Origin of the sequence: Oligoflexus tunisiensis (assembly GCF_001748245.1) — a bacterium.
Lineage (GTDB): Bacteria > Bdellovibrionota_B > Oligoflexia > Oligoflexales > Oligoflexaceae > Oligoflexus > Oligoflexus tunisiensis.
The window spans coordinates 234,077-250,375 of record NZ_BDFO01000001.1; the positions used below are offsets into that span (position 1 = coordinate 234,077).

18 protein-coding genes are annotated in these 16,299 nt (G+C 54.5%); 12 read left to right on the forward strand and 6 right to left on the reverse strand.

Annotation, left to right across the window (positions count from 1 at the left end; all coding sequences use genetic code 11):
• Nucleotides 1-11 precede the first annotated feature (11 nt).
• Nucleotides 12-1,049: an NTP transferase domain-containing protein gene (locus OLTU_RS01040; protein ID WP_141730905.1), complete on the reverse strand. Its 1,038-nt coding sequence runs from the start codon at nt 1,047-1,049 to the stop codon at nt 12-14.
• Between the two features lie 165 nt (nt 1,050-1,214).
• Between OLTU_RS01040 and OLTU_RS01045 the strand changes: the two genes are divergently transcribed.
• Nucleotides 1,215-1,640, forward strand: a complete 426-nt coding sequence (locus OLTU_RS01045; RefSeq protein ID WP_141730906.1) for a NifU family protein — start codon at nt 1,215-1,217, stop codon at nt 1,638-1,640.
• A gap of 30 nt (nt 1,641-1,670) precedes the next feature.
• Complete coding sequence (locus OLTU_RS01050) at nt 1,671-2,417, forward strand: HEAT repeat domain-containing protein (RefSeq protein WP_141730907.1); 747 nt, start codon at nt 1,671-1,673, stop codon at nt 2,415-2,417.
• Here OLTU_RS01050 and OLTU_RS01055 read toward each other — a convergent pair whose 3' ends face one another.
• Genes OLTU_RS01055 through OLTU_RS01065 form a run of 3 tightly spaced genes read right to left on the reverse strand, consistent with a single transcriptional unit; the run spans nt 2,418 to nt 5,134 of the window.
• Nucleotides 2,418-2,810 (reverse strand): VOC family protein, encoded by a 393-nt coding sequence (locus tag OLTU_RS01055; protein ID WP_141730908.1) that lies wholly within the window; start codon nt 2,808-2,810, stop codon nt 2,418-2,420.
• Nucleotides 2,807-3,931, reverse strand: a complete 1,125-nt coding sequence (gene alr, locus OLTU_RS01060; RefSeq protein WP_141730909.1) for an alanine racemase — start codon at nt 3,929-3,931, stop codon at nt 2,807-2,809. Before alr ends, OLTU_RS01055 begins: the two co-directional genes overlap by 4 nt.
• A 15-nt stretch (nt 3,932-3,946) precedes the next feature.
• Nucleotides 3,947-5,134, reverse strand: coding sequence for a hypothetical protein (locus OLTU_RS01065; RefSeq protein WP_141730910.1), 1,188 nt, complete (start codon nt 5,132-5,134; stop codon nt 3,947-3,949).
• Nucleotides 5,135-5,352: 218 nt separating this feature from the next.
• Between OLTU_RS01065 and rpmH the strand changes: the two genes are divergently transcribed.
• The 10 genes from rpmH to OLTU_RS32215 all read left to right on the forward strand — a co-directional run bounded on the left by rpmH (nt 5,353) and on the right by OLTU_RS32215 (nt 15,187).
• On the forward strand, nt 5,353-5,502 hold the full coding sequence (gene rpmH, locus OLTU_RS01070) for a 50S ribosomal protein L34 (protein WP_141730911.1): 150 nt from the start codon (nt 5,353-5,355) through the stop codon (nt 5,500-5,502).
• A 21-nt stretch (nt 5,503-5,523) separates the two neighbouring features.
• Nucleotides 5,524-5,916, forward strand: coding sequence for a ribonuclease P protein component (gene rnpA, locus OLTU_RS01075; protein ID WP_141730912.1), 393 nt, complete (start codon nt 5,524-5,526; stop codon nt 5,914-5,916).
• Nucleotides 5,917-5,966: 50 nt separating this feature from the next.
• Nucleotides 5,967-6,176 carry a membrane protein insertion efficiency factor YidD gene (yidD, locus tag OLTU_RS33060; RefSeq protein ID WP_141730913.1) on the forward strand — a complete coding sequence of 70 codons (210 nt, stop codon included), beginning with the start codon at nt 5,967-5,969 and terminating at the stop codon, nt 6,174-6,176.
• Nucleotides 6,173-7,840, forward strand: coding sequence for a membrane protein insertase YidC (yidC, locus tag OLTU_RS01085; RefSeq protein ID WP_141730914.1), 1,668 nt, complete (start codon nt 6,173-6,175; stop codon nt 7,838-7,840). The genes yidD and yidC overlap by 4 nt, the downstream gene beginning before the upstream one ends.
• Nucleotides 7,841-7,910: 70 nt before the next feature.
• Complete coding sequence (locus tag OLTU_RS01090; protein WP_141730915.1) at nt 7,911-8,660, forward strand: R3H domain-containing nucleic acid-binding protein; 750 nt, start codon at nt 7,911-7,913, stop codon at nt 8,658-8,660.
• Complete coding sequence (gene mnmE, locus OLTU_RS01095) at nt 8,650-10,077, forward strand: tRNA uridine-5-carboxymethylaminomethyl(34) synthesis GTPase MnmE (RefSeq protein ID WP_176736227.1); 1,428 nt, start codon at nt 8,650-8,652, stop codon at nt 10,075-10,077. Before OLTU_RS01090 ends, mnmE begins: the two co-directional genes overlap by 11 nt.
• A 119-nt stretch (nt 10,078-10,196) precedes the next feature.
• Complete coding sequence (locus OLTU_RS01100; RefSeq protein WP_218109768.1) at nt 10,197-11,786, forward strand: aldehyde dehydrogenase family protein; 1,590 nt, start codon at nt 10,197-10,199, stop codon at nt 11,784-11,786.
• Between the two features lie 81 nt (nt 11,787-11,867).
• Nucleotides 11,868-13,646 carry a phospho-sugar mutase gene (locus tag OLTU_RS01105; protein WP_176736228.1) on the forward strand — a complete coding sequence of 593 codons (1,779 nt, stop codon included), beginning with the start codon at nt 11,868-11,870 and terminating at the stop codon, nt 13,644-13,646.
• Nucleotides 13,647-13,880: 234 nt separating this feature from the next.
• Nucleotides 13,881-14,753, forward strand: coding sequence for a hypothetical protein (locus OLTU_RS01110; protein ID WP_141730919.1), 873 nt, complete (start codon nt 13,881-13,883; stop codon nt 14,751-14,753).
• 173 nt (nt 14,754-14,926) lie between these two features.
• Nucleotides 14,927-15,187 carry a hypothetical protein gene (locus OLTU_RS32215; RefSeq protein WP_218109769.1) on the forward strand — a complete coding sequence of 87 codons (261 nt, stop codon included), beginning with the start codon at nt 14,927-14,929 and terminating at the stop codon, nt 15,185-15,187.
• A gap of 146 nt (nt 15,188-15,333) precedes the next feature.
• Here OLTU_RS32215 and OLTU_RS01115 read toward each other — a convergent pair whose 3' ends face one another.
• Both OLTU_RS01115 and OLTU_RS01120 read right to left on the reverse strand, forming a co-directional pair.
• A complete protein-coding gene (locus tag OLTU_RS01115; protein ID WP_141730920.1) occupies nt 15,334-15,720 on the reverse strand; it encodes a HepT-like ribonuclease domain-containing protein in 387 nt (128 codons plus the stop codon).
• Nucleotides 15,707-16,294 carry a nucleotidyltransferase domain-containing protein gene (locus tag OLTU_RS01120; protein ID WP_218109770.1) on the reverse strand — a complete coding sequence of 196 codons (588 nt, stop codon included), beginning with the start codon at nt 16,292-16,294 and terminating at the stop codon, nt 15,707-15,709. The genes OLTU_RS01115 and OLTU_RS01120 overlap by 14 nt, the downstream gene beginning before the upstream one ends.
• Nucleotides 16,295-16,299: the final 5 nt, after the last annotated feature.

Sequence of the window (16,299 nt, forward strand, 5' to 3'; positions counted from 1 at the left end):
CTCAAACAGGGTCAGGTGGCAGTGGTGGAGGATTGAATGGTTCCGGGAGGAACCTTCGTGCCATCTGGAATGATTACATCTTTCAAGCAGACATGGCTACCGATCTCGCACGATTTACCAATCCGCGTACGTCCGAGCAGGCTACAGTGAGGACCGATCCGCGAATCCTCGCCGATGATCACGCCTTCCTCGATATAGCAGCTGTCGGCCAGCTGAAAAGTCACGCCCTGCAGCATCCAGTTTTCCCGGATACGGCGCAAAATTCTTTGTTCCAGATCAGCGAGTTGGCGGCGATCGTTCACGCCGTCAAAGGCCTCGTAATGATCGGTGACCCACACGTCGGCGGCGATACCCTGCTTGCGTGCGATGGCAAAGCAATCCGTCAGATAATATTCCTTTTGCGCGTTGGCTGTCGTGAGCTGGCCGAGCAGGGAAAAGAGCAAACCCTTTTCCGCAAGGATGACTCCGGAATTGCAGATGTCGATTTTTTTCTCAGTGGCCGTCGCATCCTTTTCCTCGACGATGGACACGAGCTGTCCCTGCTCGTCGGTGAGTATGCGCCCATAGCCGCGCGGCTGAGGATGGCGCATGGCAAGGACGGCCAGCCGGCTTTCCTTGGACTGTCCGAAATCCAGAAAGGAACGCAGGACCTGAGCATCGAGGGCGGGCGTATCACCGGCACAGATCAAAACATGAGTACAATCCAGATGGGCGCCGCTCCACCAGTAGCCTTTGGCATAAGGCGGCACGACCGTATTGTTAAAGCCAAAACCGGCGCAGGCCACCGCCTCGCCTGTGCCCAACCGTTCGGTTTGCACCGTCAGGGTCAGAGGCTGATAATTTTCCAGGCAGCCACTGAGCTGTTCGAGCTCGCCACCGATCACAGCACAAATCTCCTGAATGCCTATGCTATTCAAGGTGGTGATCACCCGACCCACCATCGGTACGCCAGCCAAAGGATGCAGCACCTTGGGCAGCTGGCTCTTCATTCGGGTCCCTTTGCCTGCGGCCAAAACAATAGCAGCGAGTTGGCGGGATTCAGCACGCATCGGACAAACTCCTGGTCAGTGTTGAAACATCCTTTATACTTGAGAGCCCAGGGCTCAAAAAGTCTTTATCCTGGAGAGTGTCCTTGATCCAGGTCGATGGCTGGTGTAGATAAGGTATGATAAAACGGCGGATTGCCGCCCTGTTTGTTTTGCTCGAGGATAATCATGACGACCTCTCTTCCGGCTGTAACAGTTGATCAGGAAACTCCTGGCCATTGGCGCGCCTTGCATGAACCATCCGGACGTATCACGGAAGGGTCGAGCGAGGACGAGGTCCTGGAGGCCATGAAGGAATTGCTGGGCATGGATCCATCCGGGCGTAGCCTGGAACCGCTCACCTCCGATCGCTTTGAGGGATTGGCGCAGGAGATCGCCCTTTATTTGGAAGGCCCGGTGTCCGATATGCTGGCTCTGCACTCCGGCTATGCCCGGTTGGAATCCTTTCAGAACGGGATCGCCAGCGTGCGTCTCGGCGGTGGCTGTGAGGGTTGTCCCTCGTCCAGACTGACTTTGATGAATGGCGTCAAACGCGACCTGCAAGATAAATTTGGTGAGGACGTCTTGCTGGATGTATTTCCGGTATTAGACTAGGCTGGTGATCCAAAACGAAGGACAGGAACCATGGCACTTTTTGATGGCATTAAGGAATATTTCGCAAACCGTAAAACCAAGCGTCTCGAACGCGCCGGCAAGTTGGTACGCAATGCCAAAGCCATCCGAGAAGATCGCTGGGCCGCCCTGGAGTATTTGGCCAAGGAAGTGAAGGAACCCGATCAGGCGATTCCTCTGCTTTTGCCGCGTTTTGAATACAGTCTGGAGCATGGCATCAACGACACCCGTGAAAAGGAACTGGCCCAGGAAGGCGTCGTGCGGTTCGGAGAGGCCGGTCTTCCCTTTCTGCAGGACTGGCTGAAGAAAACCAGCCGTATCGCATGGCCCATCAAATGCCTGAAAGCGCTGGGCAAGGAATCGCTGGTGGTGGACGCTCTGAAGTCTGCGCTCGACTATAACGATGTGGCCTTCGATCAGCAGGCTGTCGATAAGAACTATGATATCCTCTGTTACCTGCGTGAATATCAGGTTCCGGAATCGATCGATCAGATCGCTCACTTTCTGAATGATCCGGATGAGCGCGTGCGGTTTGCAGCAGCTGAATTCCTGATCGCTCAGAATACGGATGCGATCAAACCGATGATCACCAAATTCCTGAAGGATGATTCCTCTGAGAACCGTCGCCTCCGTCAGGCTGTGATTCAGGCCTATGTGGATCGCAACTGGACCGTGGACAATCCCCAGGACTTTGCGGATGGTTACGTCGCCGATGGCGTCCGAGTGAACGCCCGGGGCATGCTTGAAGTTCGCGCCTGATCAACCAGGAGCCGCCTTTTCCTCTCGCGAATAGATCCCGATGCGAATGCCTCCCGGATCCTCCACGCAGTAGAGCTGACCGTAACCCGGCATGGGCCGCGGTCCCCAAACCTGTTTGCCGCCGAGCTGCTCGACCTTTTGCAAAATTTGAGTCAGCTGACCATCCACTGCGAAGTAGGGCACCACTCCGGAACTATAGGGATGATGCTCCTGGGGCAGATGCCCGACGATGCTGATGCCGAAGGTGCAATCCTCCGGAACGGCCAGCACGGTGTATTCATGGATCGCAATCGGAACCGGCGGCCAGCCGAAAATTTCCGTAAAAAAATCGATCGAGGCCTGAATATTTTCCGAATGCAGCTCCAGCTGACAGAGACGATGAGGATGAATCATGATGCACTCACGCGACGTGGAATGGCTGGATTCAGTTGTGTGACAATCTCATAGTGAATGGTATCGGCCCATTCACCGATATGACCCGCTTCAATTTGCTCGCTGCCATCACTGCCGATCAGAGTCACGATCTCGCCGGGTTTGACCTCAGAGACATGCGAAATGTCGACCATCATCATATTCATACAGATCCGGCCCACGATGGGGCAGCGCTGACCCCGAATCAACACATGCCCGCGATTGCTGGCCAGCCGCGGATAGCCTTCGTAGTAGCCTATCGGCAACACCGCGATGGTCATGTCACGCAGAGCCTTGTAGGTACAGCCGTAGCCGATGAATTGACCGGCGTGCACACCCTTGACGATGGCCACCTCGGTCTTCCAGCGCAGAACCGGTTCCAATTCCACGAGCCTGCCATGGCTTTGCAGAAAGGAAAGCTGCGTGGCGCGGCTGGGCCAGAGTCCATAAATCGAAATGCCAACGCGGACGAGATCAAAGCGGCTCGATTGCATGATAAGAGCCGAGGAGCTGGCCGCGATATGGGACAGCAATTGAAATCCGGCGCTGCGAAATTGATGCACGACGCTGGTGAAGGCATCAATCTGTTGATTGGCATAGGTCTGTTCGAGCACATCCTCGACGTTGGAGAAATGACTGCAGATGCCGACCAGTTTATCCTTATGCGCTTCCAGCCGGGAAATCAAGGACGCGGCCTGTTCCGGTAAAAATCCCTGACGCGACATGCCGGTGTCGATTTTCAGATGAGCCCGGGGCTTTTGTTCCGCGGGTGTGGCGATCCATTCCTGCAGCGTCGTCTCCTCGCCGAGGAAGATGTCGGCCTGAAGGCGAAAGGCATCCGGACAGGATTTGGGATGAATCGGTCCGACGACGAGGATACGATTTTGATAGCCGAGCTTGCGCAGCGACTCTGCTTCGCTCAGGTAGTTGACGCCCAACCATTCAGGCTGCAGTGGCGCGAGAATGTCATGAATTTCCTTGAGGCCATGGCCATAAGCGTTGGATTTGATCACCGGCACCATGAGGGCGGAGCCGGCGAGTTTGCGGAAGACTTCAACATTGTGCTTCAGGGCGGCAGCATTAAGTTCGATCCAGCAGCGCACAGACTTTCCTTTGCATCAGGTCCCAACCAGTTGCAAAGGTTTCACATCGCGACTGGCCTGAGGACGAAGTTCCAGGTCATACGCGTAGCTTACCTTTTTCAGCGGTGAATTGCACGGTTCGGAGCTCTGAAGCTGCAGGATCCCGACAGCCAATCCGGCATCATTGCTGCGGCTGACCAGACCGAGATCGCGGTTGCAGGTGCTCAGGGTAAAAATTTCCAAATGAGCGCGACCCGTGGCGCTCGGCGTTTCATTCCAGCGAAAACTGGTCGGACGCACCAGAGTCAGGTCTTCCTGAAGGCTTTGTTTCAAGCCCTGAGCCACTTTTTGCGAGGGGACAGTCAGGCCAGGCTTGAAGGCGGTCCAGATTTTTTTGGGACCCTCACCCGAGCAGGGCATATCGGGATAATGGGCGACCAGCATGGAAACCTGAAGATTCCTTTTGTTATTCTGCTGCACCAGACCAATGGGGGCCTCGTTGCAGCGGCGCAGGTAATAAACCTGGAAGCGTTTGGTCAAAGGTTCGACGGCATCCGCCGTCATGAGTTGCACAGGAACGCGGCGCAGAATGTAGTCCGGACTTTTTTCTGGGGATGGCGTTTGCAGCAGCTGGAAACTGTCCAGCGCGCTCGTATCGAGCCCGGCCAGGGTCAGGACTTCAGTGCTGCGATTGCAGGCTGAAGGACGGGTTCTGCCGCTTTCCAGGATCCCAAACCGCATGCCGGTGGCCTCGGGCAGAACAAGGAGGCCCCGGGCCTCGCCGCACTGCGAGGTATAAACGGCATGACCAGTGGCGACGGTGCGATTTTGGTTGGTCTTGCGCGTGAAATGAAGATTTTGAATGGGGGCCGCTTTCAGGATCAAGGGTTCCAGATTGGGATCCATCGCGGTGATGGCGGCATAGTTGTTGGCGTTAATGAGCGGGAGGACCACCTCCTGCATGCCAAGCAGTCCCATGCAGCGGGCGTGATAGCGACGCAGGACAACCGCCACTTTGAGTTCATTGCCTTCCTCAAGACGATAGGCAAAACCTGCAAATTCAGCACCGCAGGGCTCAAGATAAGCAACTTTGACAAGTCCATCCAGGTCAGCCTGAATGCGGACCGGCTCGAGTTCCAGCGCGTAAGGAGCGGCGTCGAGGGGCGCGAAGCGTGTTTGTAAGATACTGAAAAATATCACAAAATACGCCAATGCTCTTACCATAGTGGCACACTCCAATGTCGTTTTGGCTATCTTTAGAGGCTTTTCTGACTTATTTCAAGCGAAAAGTGAAGCCGCACAGGGTTTTCAGAGAACTTGCCATGCCTTAGGTGTTCTGATACAGTCTCGCGGCTGTCTCAACGTGAAGCGCCTGCTGTTCAGCTACAGGTGGCACTATTCAAAATGTGAGTCGTGGGCCAGCTGCTATTAAGGAGTAAATAATGAAACGCACTTTTCAACCCAGCAATCTGAAACGCAAACGCACCCACGGTTTCCGTGCCCGTATGGAATCACCTGGTGGACGTGAAGTTCTGCGCCGTCGCCGCGCCAAAGGTCGTAAACGCCTCGTTCCAACGATCTATCAGAAGTAACCTTACGCTCCAGAGAAATTCATGCTGGAGTTTTCAAAACAGCAAAGACTGCTGCGCCGAATCGAGTTTACCAGGACGATGGATGCTGGCACCAAAGTGGTGACCCCGCATCTGGTCTTGATCGGTCGACGCAACGATGAGGCTTTGTCGAAAATCGGCTTTATCGTGTCGAAGAAGGTCGGAAGTGCGGTCATCAGGAATCTGGTGAAGCGACGCCTCCGCGAAATCTATCGGACACGGCTGCACAAACCCCAGGGTCTCGACATGGTCGTGATCGCGCGTGGTCTGGCGGCAGAGGCTGACTTTGACGAGGTCGCACGTTCTTTTCATTCGGCATTGGATCGCCTGCAGAGTCGACTGCAGCGTCCGGCTTCGGGTGGCAAAACGATCAGTCCTGTTCAACCGCTGTCTTGATGCCAGCCCCCTGCTTTTATCTGTTCACGCCATATCAGGGAGCGTTGTGCATGATTGGGCGTATCTTCATCGTGCCCATCAGAATCTACCAGATTTGCCTGGCGCCGCTCCTGGGACCACGCTGCCGGTTTTATCCGAGCTGCTCCCGCTACGCCGTCGCATGCCTGGAAAAGGACCCTTTTTCCGTAGCCATTAAGAAAATCTGTTGTCGCATACTTAAGTGCCATCCGTGGCACCCAGGAGGAGTGGACCTTCCATGAATTGGGATAAGAAGTCTATTGTCGCTGTGTTTATCTGTACCCTTCTGTTTATGGGTTATATGACCTATTTGCAGACCAAATATCCCGACTTTTACGCGGGCAATCGCGGTGAGGTCGTGGAGGAGCCAACCCCGGCTCCAACGCCGACGACACCAAATCCTGCTCCCAATACTGAGGCACCGGCGGCTGATGCCGGCACTCCTGCTGCCATCGCTCCTGCGCAGGTGACAGCTCTGACTGCTCAGGACCTGACCTTTGACACGAAGACGCGTCTGATTCGTTTCGATCAGAATCTGGGTGCCATCGCCAGCATGCAGCTGAAGGAATATGCACAGGATCAAAAATCCGGCCTGCAGGTGGAAGTGCTCGACAGCCCTCTCCTCGTTCAAGGCACGATCAATATCCAGGACAAATTGGGGCAGAAAGGTTTTGCTGCCAAACGCGAAGGCAATACCATCACCTTCAGTCGTACGGAAAACAACTGGGCGATGGAACAGATCTTCACCGTTCCAGAAGATGGTTACGGCTTGCAGGTGAAGGTGAACTTCAAAAACATCGCAGAAGTTCCTCAGGAACTGACCGGTGGTGCTCTGGTTCAGGAAAACGTCGCGCAGCCTCCCAGTGGCGGCAGCTTTTTCGGTAACATGTTTGGCGGCAATCCAGCCAGCGCCACCAGCTATGTTTATGGCGTGAACGGTGAGACTGAGGAGATGCTGGTCCATGATCTTTGCGGTGAAGATGCCGATCCCACAGGCTTTAACCTGACCGGTGAAAAGCTCGACTACCTGGGCATCGATCGCCACTACTTTCTTTCATTCCTTTGGGCCAAGGATCAGCCCATGAATTATCTCCTGCAGCGTTCGGCTGATGCCAATGCCCTCTTCTGCCCCACCACGATCCTCGTCTGGCAGAAGTTCGGTCTGGTGGATGCCGGGGCAACCGTTTCCGTGGATCTGACCGGCTACTTCGGCCCGAAGCAGCGGGATATCCTCGCCGCTCACGATCCGATCCTGACGAACAGCATTAAGCTCGGCTGGTTCTCATTTTTTGCCCATCCGCTTATGGCCGTTCTGAAGGAATTGAATAAACTCCTTCACAACTGGGGTCTTGCCATTATCGTCATCACTGTTTTGTTGAAGCTTTTGTTTTATCCATTGACAAAGGCAGCGGCGGTGTCGATGAAAAAAATGCAGAAGCTGCAACCGCAGATGACGGCTATCCGTGAAAAGTTCAAGGACGACCCGCAGCGTCAGCAGCGGGAACTGATGGCTTTCATGTCTCAGAACAAAGTGAACCCATTTAAAGGCTGCCTGCCCATCCTGCCTCAGATTCCGGTCTTCATTGCCTTCTACAACCTGCTATCACAGACGATCGAGCTGCGGCATGCGCCTTTCTTTGGCTGGATAACGGATCTGGCGTCTCGCGATCCTTATTACATCACCCCCATCCTGCTGGCCGTGGGTATGTTTTTGCAACAAAAATTGACTCCCAACCCCGGTATGGATAAGAATCAAGAAAAGATCATGTTAATGATGCCAGTAATTTTCGGCCTGATGATGCTGTCTATGCCAGCGGGCATGGTGCTGTATATGATCACCAATACCATCGTATCGATCATTCAGCAGCAGTGGCTCAATAAGAGGTTGGCAAAGCAGTTTGGTTGAGCCGAGAGGGGCGGATGCGGCCTGGAGCAACGGTGCTGATTGCCCAGGGCCCAACACAGAGGAGTACTCGATGCAGAATAAGGGCAATGAAGTTCGCGTGACTGCCAAAACCTTGGACCAGGCTCTTTCCGAGGCCGCGACTCGTTTGCAAGTGGATCAGAATCAACTCGACTACAGAGTGGTATCGCAGGGAAGTGGGGGCCTTTTCTCCTTTCTTGCCAAAAAAATAGAGATCGCTGCCTGGAAGAAGGATCTCGACATCGACGAGCTTATGACGGATGACGGCCAGGAGAGCGAAGGCGAAGTCGAGGCCTTGAGTCCCGAAGAGGTCGATGCCCTGCGGCGCGATCTGCAAAAATTTTGTCAGGATATCTGCAGTGCCATCAGCAACAAGCCTGTGACCGTGAAAGCGGAACTTGAAGGCAACCGTCTGATTCTGGACTGTGATGACGAATATCTTGCCGGTCAGATGATGAAGAACAGCAAGCTGGCCGAAGCGCTGGAACACATTCTGCGCAAAAAACCGCGGCACATCAAACGCGAACTGCCTTTCCGCATCTTCGTGGATGTGCAGGGCGTGCGCCGCAAACGCGAGACCGACCTCGTGGAGCTGGCTCGCGACCTTTCGGAAAAAGTGCACGAGAACAAGCGTCCCATCGTTCTGAATTACAAGAGTTCGTATGATCGCAAGATCATTCACATGGCCCTGGATAAGGACGACCGTGTTTATACCAAATCCATCGGCACCGGACCCAATCGCAAGCTGATGATCCTGCCGATTCGCAAAAAAGATGAACCTGAGTATGGTGATGAACGTTAAAGATCCCAATCGATCTGCATCATCGGAGCCATCAGCAAGCCCGGCATCTGCCGGGCTTCGCTTTGTGGGCGAACCGATGGCTGCCCTGGCCACAGCTTCCGGAGCTTCCGCGGTGGCCATGATCCGTCTGAGCGGTGCCGGTTGCCTTCCCCTTCTGGAAAAACTTCTGCGTCGTCGCACGCAGGCCCCCGCCCAGCCGCGGGTGATGATGATGGCCCAGTTTATCGATCCGGAAAACCAGGCTGTGGTCGACGAGCTGATGGTGGCCGTGTTTCATGGTCCAGCCTCCTTCACGGGCGAGGATGCCGCGGAACTCTACTGTCACGGCGGGCCTTATATTGTAGGCCGTATCCTGCACATTCTCTATGCCCATGGCTTTCGCCCGGCTGAGCCCGGGGAATTCACGCGTCGGGCGTTCCTGCAGGGAAAAATGGATCTCAGTTCCGCCGAAGGCATCAAGCAACTGGTGGAAGCTCAGACAGAGCAGCAGTGGCTCGCCGCAAGACAGCTGGCCACCGGACGCTTTGCACGGACCATTGAAGAGCTGCGGGCAAGTCTGGTGGAATCCTTGGCTTATCTTGCGGCTCGCATTGATTTTCCGGATGAGGGGGATACGCAGGACGTCGATCTTTCCATGGTGCGGATGCGTGTGGAAAAGGTCATGCAGCGCATTCAGAAACTTGAGGATAGCTACGGCAGCGGGCGTGTCGCCGCGCAGGGTTTGATGGTGACTATCCTGGGACGGCCCAATATGGGCAAGTCCACGCTGATGAATACGCTGCTCGGCCGGGAGCGAGCGATCGTGACCGAACATGCGGGCACCACCCGCGACTATCTTGAGGAGCCCTGCCGCGTGCGCGGTCGCCTGATTCGCCTTGTGGACACAGCCGGAGTCCGGGAGGCCCGGGACGCGGTGGAGAAGGTCGGCATTGCCCGCGCTCTTGAGCTGGCTCAGGACTCGGATCTGATCCTTCTGCTCAACGCTGCCGATGCCGGGCCTGAGGATCGTGCTGAAACCGAGCGTCTGGAGGCACAGCTCGGCCCTGAGCGCTGTCTGCGCGTTCTCACCAAAGCGGATCTTGGAACTCCGGCCTGGGCCAAGGGCTGGCTGACCATTTCCTGCCAGGCTGAACGGGGACTTGAACAACTGGAATCCGAGATTGTCAAAAGAGTGGACGGTTTTGTGGGAAAACTCAGCGAAGAGCCCTTCGTGAGTTCTGCTCGTCATCTTGCTGCACTGCAAACCGCCAAGGCGGATCTTGTCGCGTTTTTTAACGCGGAGGCGGCCGGTCACTACGATGAGCTCCTGGCGTTTGAGCTGCAAAACGCGGCCAGGGCGCTAAGCAGCATCCTTGGCACGATTGATGTCGAAGACGTATTGGACAAAATCTTCCGCGATTTTTGCGTTGGGAAATAAAACGACCCCATGCTTTCCGGCCAAAAATAGCTTAGACTTCAAGGGCCTCTCCTCATACAATTGAGGAGAGTCGAGATTTTCCGCAAAAAAGTCGAAAACGTAAAAGGCGTCGGGCACGCGTGCAGTCGACCTTTCTCGAATGCGGGGCCCGGATTCGCCAGAACAAGGGGGAGACCATGGGCTTTGAAGCTTTCTTTCAGGCGCTCCAGGAACGACGATTTCCCCTGGAATTTCCGGGGCATTTCATCGGTGGCGAATGGTGCCTCGACTCCAAGTCCGAGGTATTACAGGGATCTTTCAATCCCTCCAGTGGTGACGCCATCGTCAAAGTTCTCGTCAGCCGGAAACTTGTGGAATCGGCCGTGGACGCGGCCGACCTGGCCCAAAAGGAATTGGCCGCCCTGTCGATGGAAAAGCGTCTGGAGTACCTGGCGCGCCTCAGGCAGGTGATTACGGACTATCGTAACCTGATTATCGATGCCCTCTGTATTGAGGCTGGCAAACCCCGTTGGGAGGCTCAGGCGGACTTTCATAGCGCCTGCCAGCAGCTCGATGCGGTGTTGGCGGAAAGGGGCCGGATCCGGGAGGCTCTCCTGGGCCCTGTGCAGCTCGCCTGGCCGGATACAGAATTCAATCTGCAGTCCAATGGCATCACGGTGGCGTTCCTGCCGTTCTCCACGCCGCTGGCCACCTTTGTCCAAAGCTTTGCCGGGGCCTTGATCGCGGGATCGCCGCTGCTGGCCATGCCGTCGTCTCATGCGGTTCTTTCCGGTGTGCTTTTTGGTTGTGTGGTTCACCAGCTGGAACTGCCGAAGGGTGCCGTCAATCTTGTGTTTGGCAACTACCAGACCTTTGTCAAAACTCTGCAGGACAAACGTATCCAGGCGGTGATCTACTCCGGATCCCGCGAGCACTGTGATACGATTCGTCGGGATTACATGGGTCAGATCACGCGGGCCCTGCTTCTGCAATCCGGTGGCAAGAACGCTGCGATTATCGACAGCGAGGCGGATATCAAGGAGTCAGTTCGCTGCGTGATGTATGGCGTTATCAAAAATGCGGGTCAACTCAATACCTCGACCAGTCGGGTTTATATTCATGAATCCCAGATCGAGGATTTCAAAAAGGAAATGATCCGCGTGGTGCGGGCGCTCAGGATCGGTCCTACCGATGGTACTGACAATCCTCATCTCGGTCCGCTTTACGCTCAGAAGGCTGTGGAGAAGTTTCTGCGCTATCAGACCATGGCCAAGCGTGAGGCTTCGGATACCTGGGTTTGGGGCAAGGTCCATAACGCGGGGACTGCAGGTTATTTTGTAACGCCCGGTGTGCATTTCTTTGCGGATATGGATTCCAGCAGTTCCTACCAAAGTAACGTGCTGATGTGTCCGGATGTGGCTGTGTACAGCTACCGCGATGTGGATCAGGCCATACAGGCTGCGAATAATACCGAGGCGTCCCTGGTGACTTCACTCATAGGCCCTGTGGAACGCACCAAACCCTGGGTCAGTCAGCTGCGGGCTCCCAATGTGCTGCTGAACCTCCCAACGGTGGGGATGGACGTCAATCTTCCGGTCGCCGGGCGCAAGCTTTGCGGTGATTACCGTCTCAATGGCCTGGGCATCGCTTATTTGCTGGCCTATCCTCAGGCTTGCCAGTCCAGTTCACGCGAGCTGTCAGAATTTGCCGCCTGGCCGCAATTAGACTGATTGAGCCGGGCATCCTTTTGTGCTTCTATGGCTTTGTGTGCGTTGAGCACCCGTTCCAACGAAGCTAAAAGAGGTGCCCCCTTGCAAGACAATATCCGCAAGCTCGCTCAATATTGGTCGACGTCCCAGGTTTTCGATGAAAAGACCCGCGCGGAAATCGCCGGGCTTCTCAGCAGCAATAATGAAAAGGAACTCACCGAACGGTTCTATCGGGATCTCGAGTTTGGGACCGGAGGGATGCGCGGCATCCTCGGGGCCGGCTCGGCTCGCATGAACATCTATAATGTGCGGAAAGCCAGCCAGGCTTTTGCGGATGAGCTGAATGCGTTTTTCAAAGGGCCTGAAGAGAAGAGGGTCGCGATCTCCTATGACTCCCGGCATTTTTCCCGCGACTTTGCGGAAGCCACGGCCGGTGTGATGGCGGCCAACGGCATTCGCGCCTATATCACCAGGGAACTGCGCCCGACGCCCATGCTGTCGTTCATGGTTCGCCACTATCAGTGCAAGGGTGGCGTTTGCGTGACGGCCAGCCACAATCCGCCTGAATACAACGGCTACAAGGTTTATTGGGAAACCGGCGGGCAGATCGTGCCCCCCCATGATGAGGCGGTGATCCGGCGTTATGCGGCCCTCACCGACTATGAATCGATCCGTTTCATGTCCTTTGCGGAAGGCGTGAAAAAAGGTTTGATTCATGAAGTGGGAGCCGAGTTCGATGAGATATATTTCAAGGAAGTCGACAAGCTTTCCGTTCGCAAGGAAGGCCGGGAAGGCTTCAAGATCGTTTATTCCCCTCTGCATGGTACAGGCGCCTATCCGGTGACAGAAGCCCTGAAACGCTGGGGTTTCAAGGATGTGATGGTGGTACCGGAGCAGGCCAAGCCGGACGGCAATTTCCCGACTGTGAAATACCCGAATCCCGAGGAACCGGAAGCCATGAAGATGGCGATCGACCTCGGCCGCAAGGTCAAGGCCGACCTTGTGCTTGGCACCGATCCGGATACCGATCGTATCGGGATCGTCGTGCGGGAAGGGGATGAGTACCGCGTCTTCAACGGCAATCAGATCGGCTCGCTCCTCGTGGATTTTTATCTCTCAGGTCTCAAGGATGCCGGGCGCATGCCGGCCAATCCTTTGGTTATCAAAACGATCGTGACGACGGATCAGCAGGATGATATCGCTCGTTTCTATGGAGCCACCTGCGAGGAAACGCTGACCGGCTTCAAGTGGATCTGTCAGCTCGTGGATGATATCGAGAAAGGTCGCAGCAAACCCTATCGCCAGTATGTATGCGGTGGCGAGGAGAGCTATGGATTCCTTGCTGGCACGTTTGTGCGGGATAAGGATGCCGTGAGCGCCTGCTGTATCGCGGCCGAGATGGTGGCTTATTACAAGGCCCAGGGCAAAACGCTGAGCATGGTGCTCGATGAGCTTTATTTGCGCCACGGCGTTTATCTGGAGTCGCTGGCCACCCTCACGTTGCCTGGCAAGGAAGGGGCGGATCGCATCCGCCAGATGATGGAACACCTGCGTTCCGATCCGCCGCGGGAAATCGCCGGCTCGGAGGTCCGTATTTTGCGTGATGTGGATGCGCAAACGGAAACAAGCTTTGATAAAGGCAAGGCCACGACCAAACCCTATGATTTACCGCGTTCCAACGTCCTGCAGTTCGTGCTGGCGGATGGATCGAAGGTCAGTGCCCGCCCCTCGGGAACGGAACCCAAAATCAAATTCTATTTTTCGGTGCATGAAAGCCTAAGCAAGACGGCTTCCCCGGCTGAGTTATCATCAGCCAAGGGCCGCTGTGCCAAACGGTTGACGGAGCTTGAAGCGGCGTTCAACGCGATGGCCAGGTCCTGAGGAAGCGGACTTATACGGCGAGGCTCAAGTTTTTTCGGTTTTTTTCCGATAGGCCACAATCGAAAGCCCGGAGCCCGTTTGCGGTTCCAGGCGAGCCCTATCCTTTGTCCGCGCCAGCCATGGTACAATAGCAGGTAATAAGCGATTGATAGCGCCCAGCCTGCGTGGTTTTGCGTGCTGACAGAAATAGGGCTCAGCCTTCGCGGCTTTGCGTCCCTGACAAGGAAGGCTTCCATGAAGAAACTTGTGCTTTTGATTGGTCTGGTATGTGCCGCGCCGAACGCATGGGCCGATTATCGAAAAGCCACCGAAGGCCGGGACGTGGTGATGAACAAGCTTTATCCCAAGTCCGAACGCTTCGAACTCGGGCTGCCCGCGGTTGGTTTCGTCATGAACCAATCCTATGTGAATACCTTCCTTCTGGGCGCTGATGTCTCCTATTTCCTGAATGAAACCCTTGGTTTTTCTTTTGTGATTAACCAGGGTGTGAACGAGGACAAGGCGGAGCGCACTTGTATTGAAAACTTTTATTATGATCCCAGCAATGAAGTGGGCGTGGCCTGCGGGAATGATAACCTGAAGGCGGCGGATAAAAATAACGATCAGTTTCCGCGTTTTGGGCCTGCCTATGTTCCCATCCGCGAGATTCAGCAGATGCTGATTGCCAATGCGATCTGGACGCCGGTATACGGCAAGCAGCTGTTCAGCCTCGGGGGGACGACGAGTTACTTTGATTTGTTTTTGGAACTGGGTGTGGGTCTGGCTCAATCCCAGTTTTTTAAGAAGCAGGAAGTGCTGAAAAACGGCAACCTGCCGCGTGGTGTGTATATTGATCCCACGGATCCCAACAATGATCCGGCTCAGGCGTCGGCAAATAATAACAAGATTGGGGCCCTGCCTGATACCCCGCAGTTTTATGGGAAGGCGGGCCGCCCGGCTGTGCGTAACGACAGCAACCCGCTTTTGAATCTTGGTCTGGGTCAGAAGTTTCACTTTGGCCGCATGTTTCACTTCAAGGTTTATGTGCGGAATATGACCTTGCTGGCGACGGACCAGGGGTTTGAGAACCTTTTTGCGCTTTATGGTGGGATTGGTTTTCGGTTCTGAGATTGTCTGATTTGTCTTGCGGTTCCTGCATGCCTCACTATGATAGCTGCTTTCGATAAGGATTAACTTATCTTAAGTGGCGGAAATCATGAAATATTTCTACTTAATAAGCCTTATTCTCAGCAGCCTGAACGGTCCCTCTTTCGCGGGGGATCGAACAAAGCCTTTTCTGAATGAAGGCGAGACCCTTAAATTCATCGCATGATGTCCGATACAATGCGGTGCAACTTGTGAATCGCGTGGTTTCCGCAGTTGCGAAGAAATCCGGAGGCTCATGTCGGCTCACGGCAGACGTGATGAGTATTCAGAAAAGTTCCTGCGCAAGCCTTGGTGGTGTGGATCTCTGTGTGCTCGGTGGCCGGACTGCTGGTTATTATGTTGTCACTGCCGATTCGGCTGGCGGTGCGTTTGTTACTTTTATTCGCTTCGATTGATCATCTCATATTCCTGTCTGAATACGGCTCATGCGAGCTCCTGACAGCAAATCTGATGGCGGCCATCCTGAGGAAATTCCCGGCTCCCCTCTTGCTGCCTCAAAACTTTCAAGACAGATTTAGCGGACGGACTCGCTGCTCTCTGATTATCCGTAGTCTTTAATCTCAGTCGTTCGGTATCGCTTCGCCAGTATATTTCTTATGCCCGCCTCGATATCGGGCAGTTCGTCGTTGATATATTTCCAGATGATGTTCGGGTCTATTGAAAAATAGTTATGCGATGAGCGGTTCCGGATGGCTCGGACCTCTGCCCATGGTATATCGATGAATTTTTTCGTTATGTTATCCTGATCGTCATTAACAAGCTGCGACACCGTCTCGCCTAGGAGGTCTATTTGTTTCATGATGGCATCGTAATTTAGACGCTTTTCAAAAAACTCTTTCTGTGATGTCTCAGATAAATAGTGAGAGATGCGCACCATGTGTTGAACCATTTTCACTAGGTGTGGATGCGAACTTTTAGCCTTCAACATCAATGAAATCCTCCTCGGCCGATGCCCGGATCTCTGGTGCTATTTCATTTTCCATAACGATATCGGTTTTTTTATTGCCGAGGACCTCCTCGAATATTTTCTCGATCCGAACAATTTCCTTGAAAGTTAGAGAACGGGAAGGGGTGAGAAGGATATCAACATCGGAATCCTCCCTGGCCTCCCCACGCGCATAGGACCCAAAAAGCATCATGCGCTGAATTCCATAGGGTTTCGATATTGCGGCCCGAATTGATTTGAGCTTTTCCATAAGCTCATCCCTTGGAATAATTCTGTCGCTGTACGAGGAGATGGAGGTGTTTTCCACAGTCGAAAGTGCAAGGGCAAAATAGGCCAGGATTCGCTTGAGCGAACCGACGTTGACGTGATCCTCCTCGCCCTGTTCAACTTGCCTAATTGCTTTCAAAGAGACTCCGGCAAGCTCGCCCATGGCCTTCTGAGTAAGGCCGGCCTCTTTTCGTTTTTCCTTAATAATCGCACCGAGATGGGTTTTGGCCTTACCCAGGCGAGGAAAGGTTGGCGTTGAATTTATTGGATTTTCTTCGCTTGAGCTCATCAAGA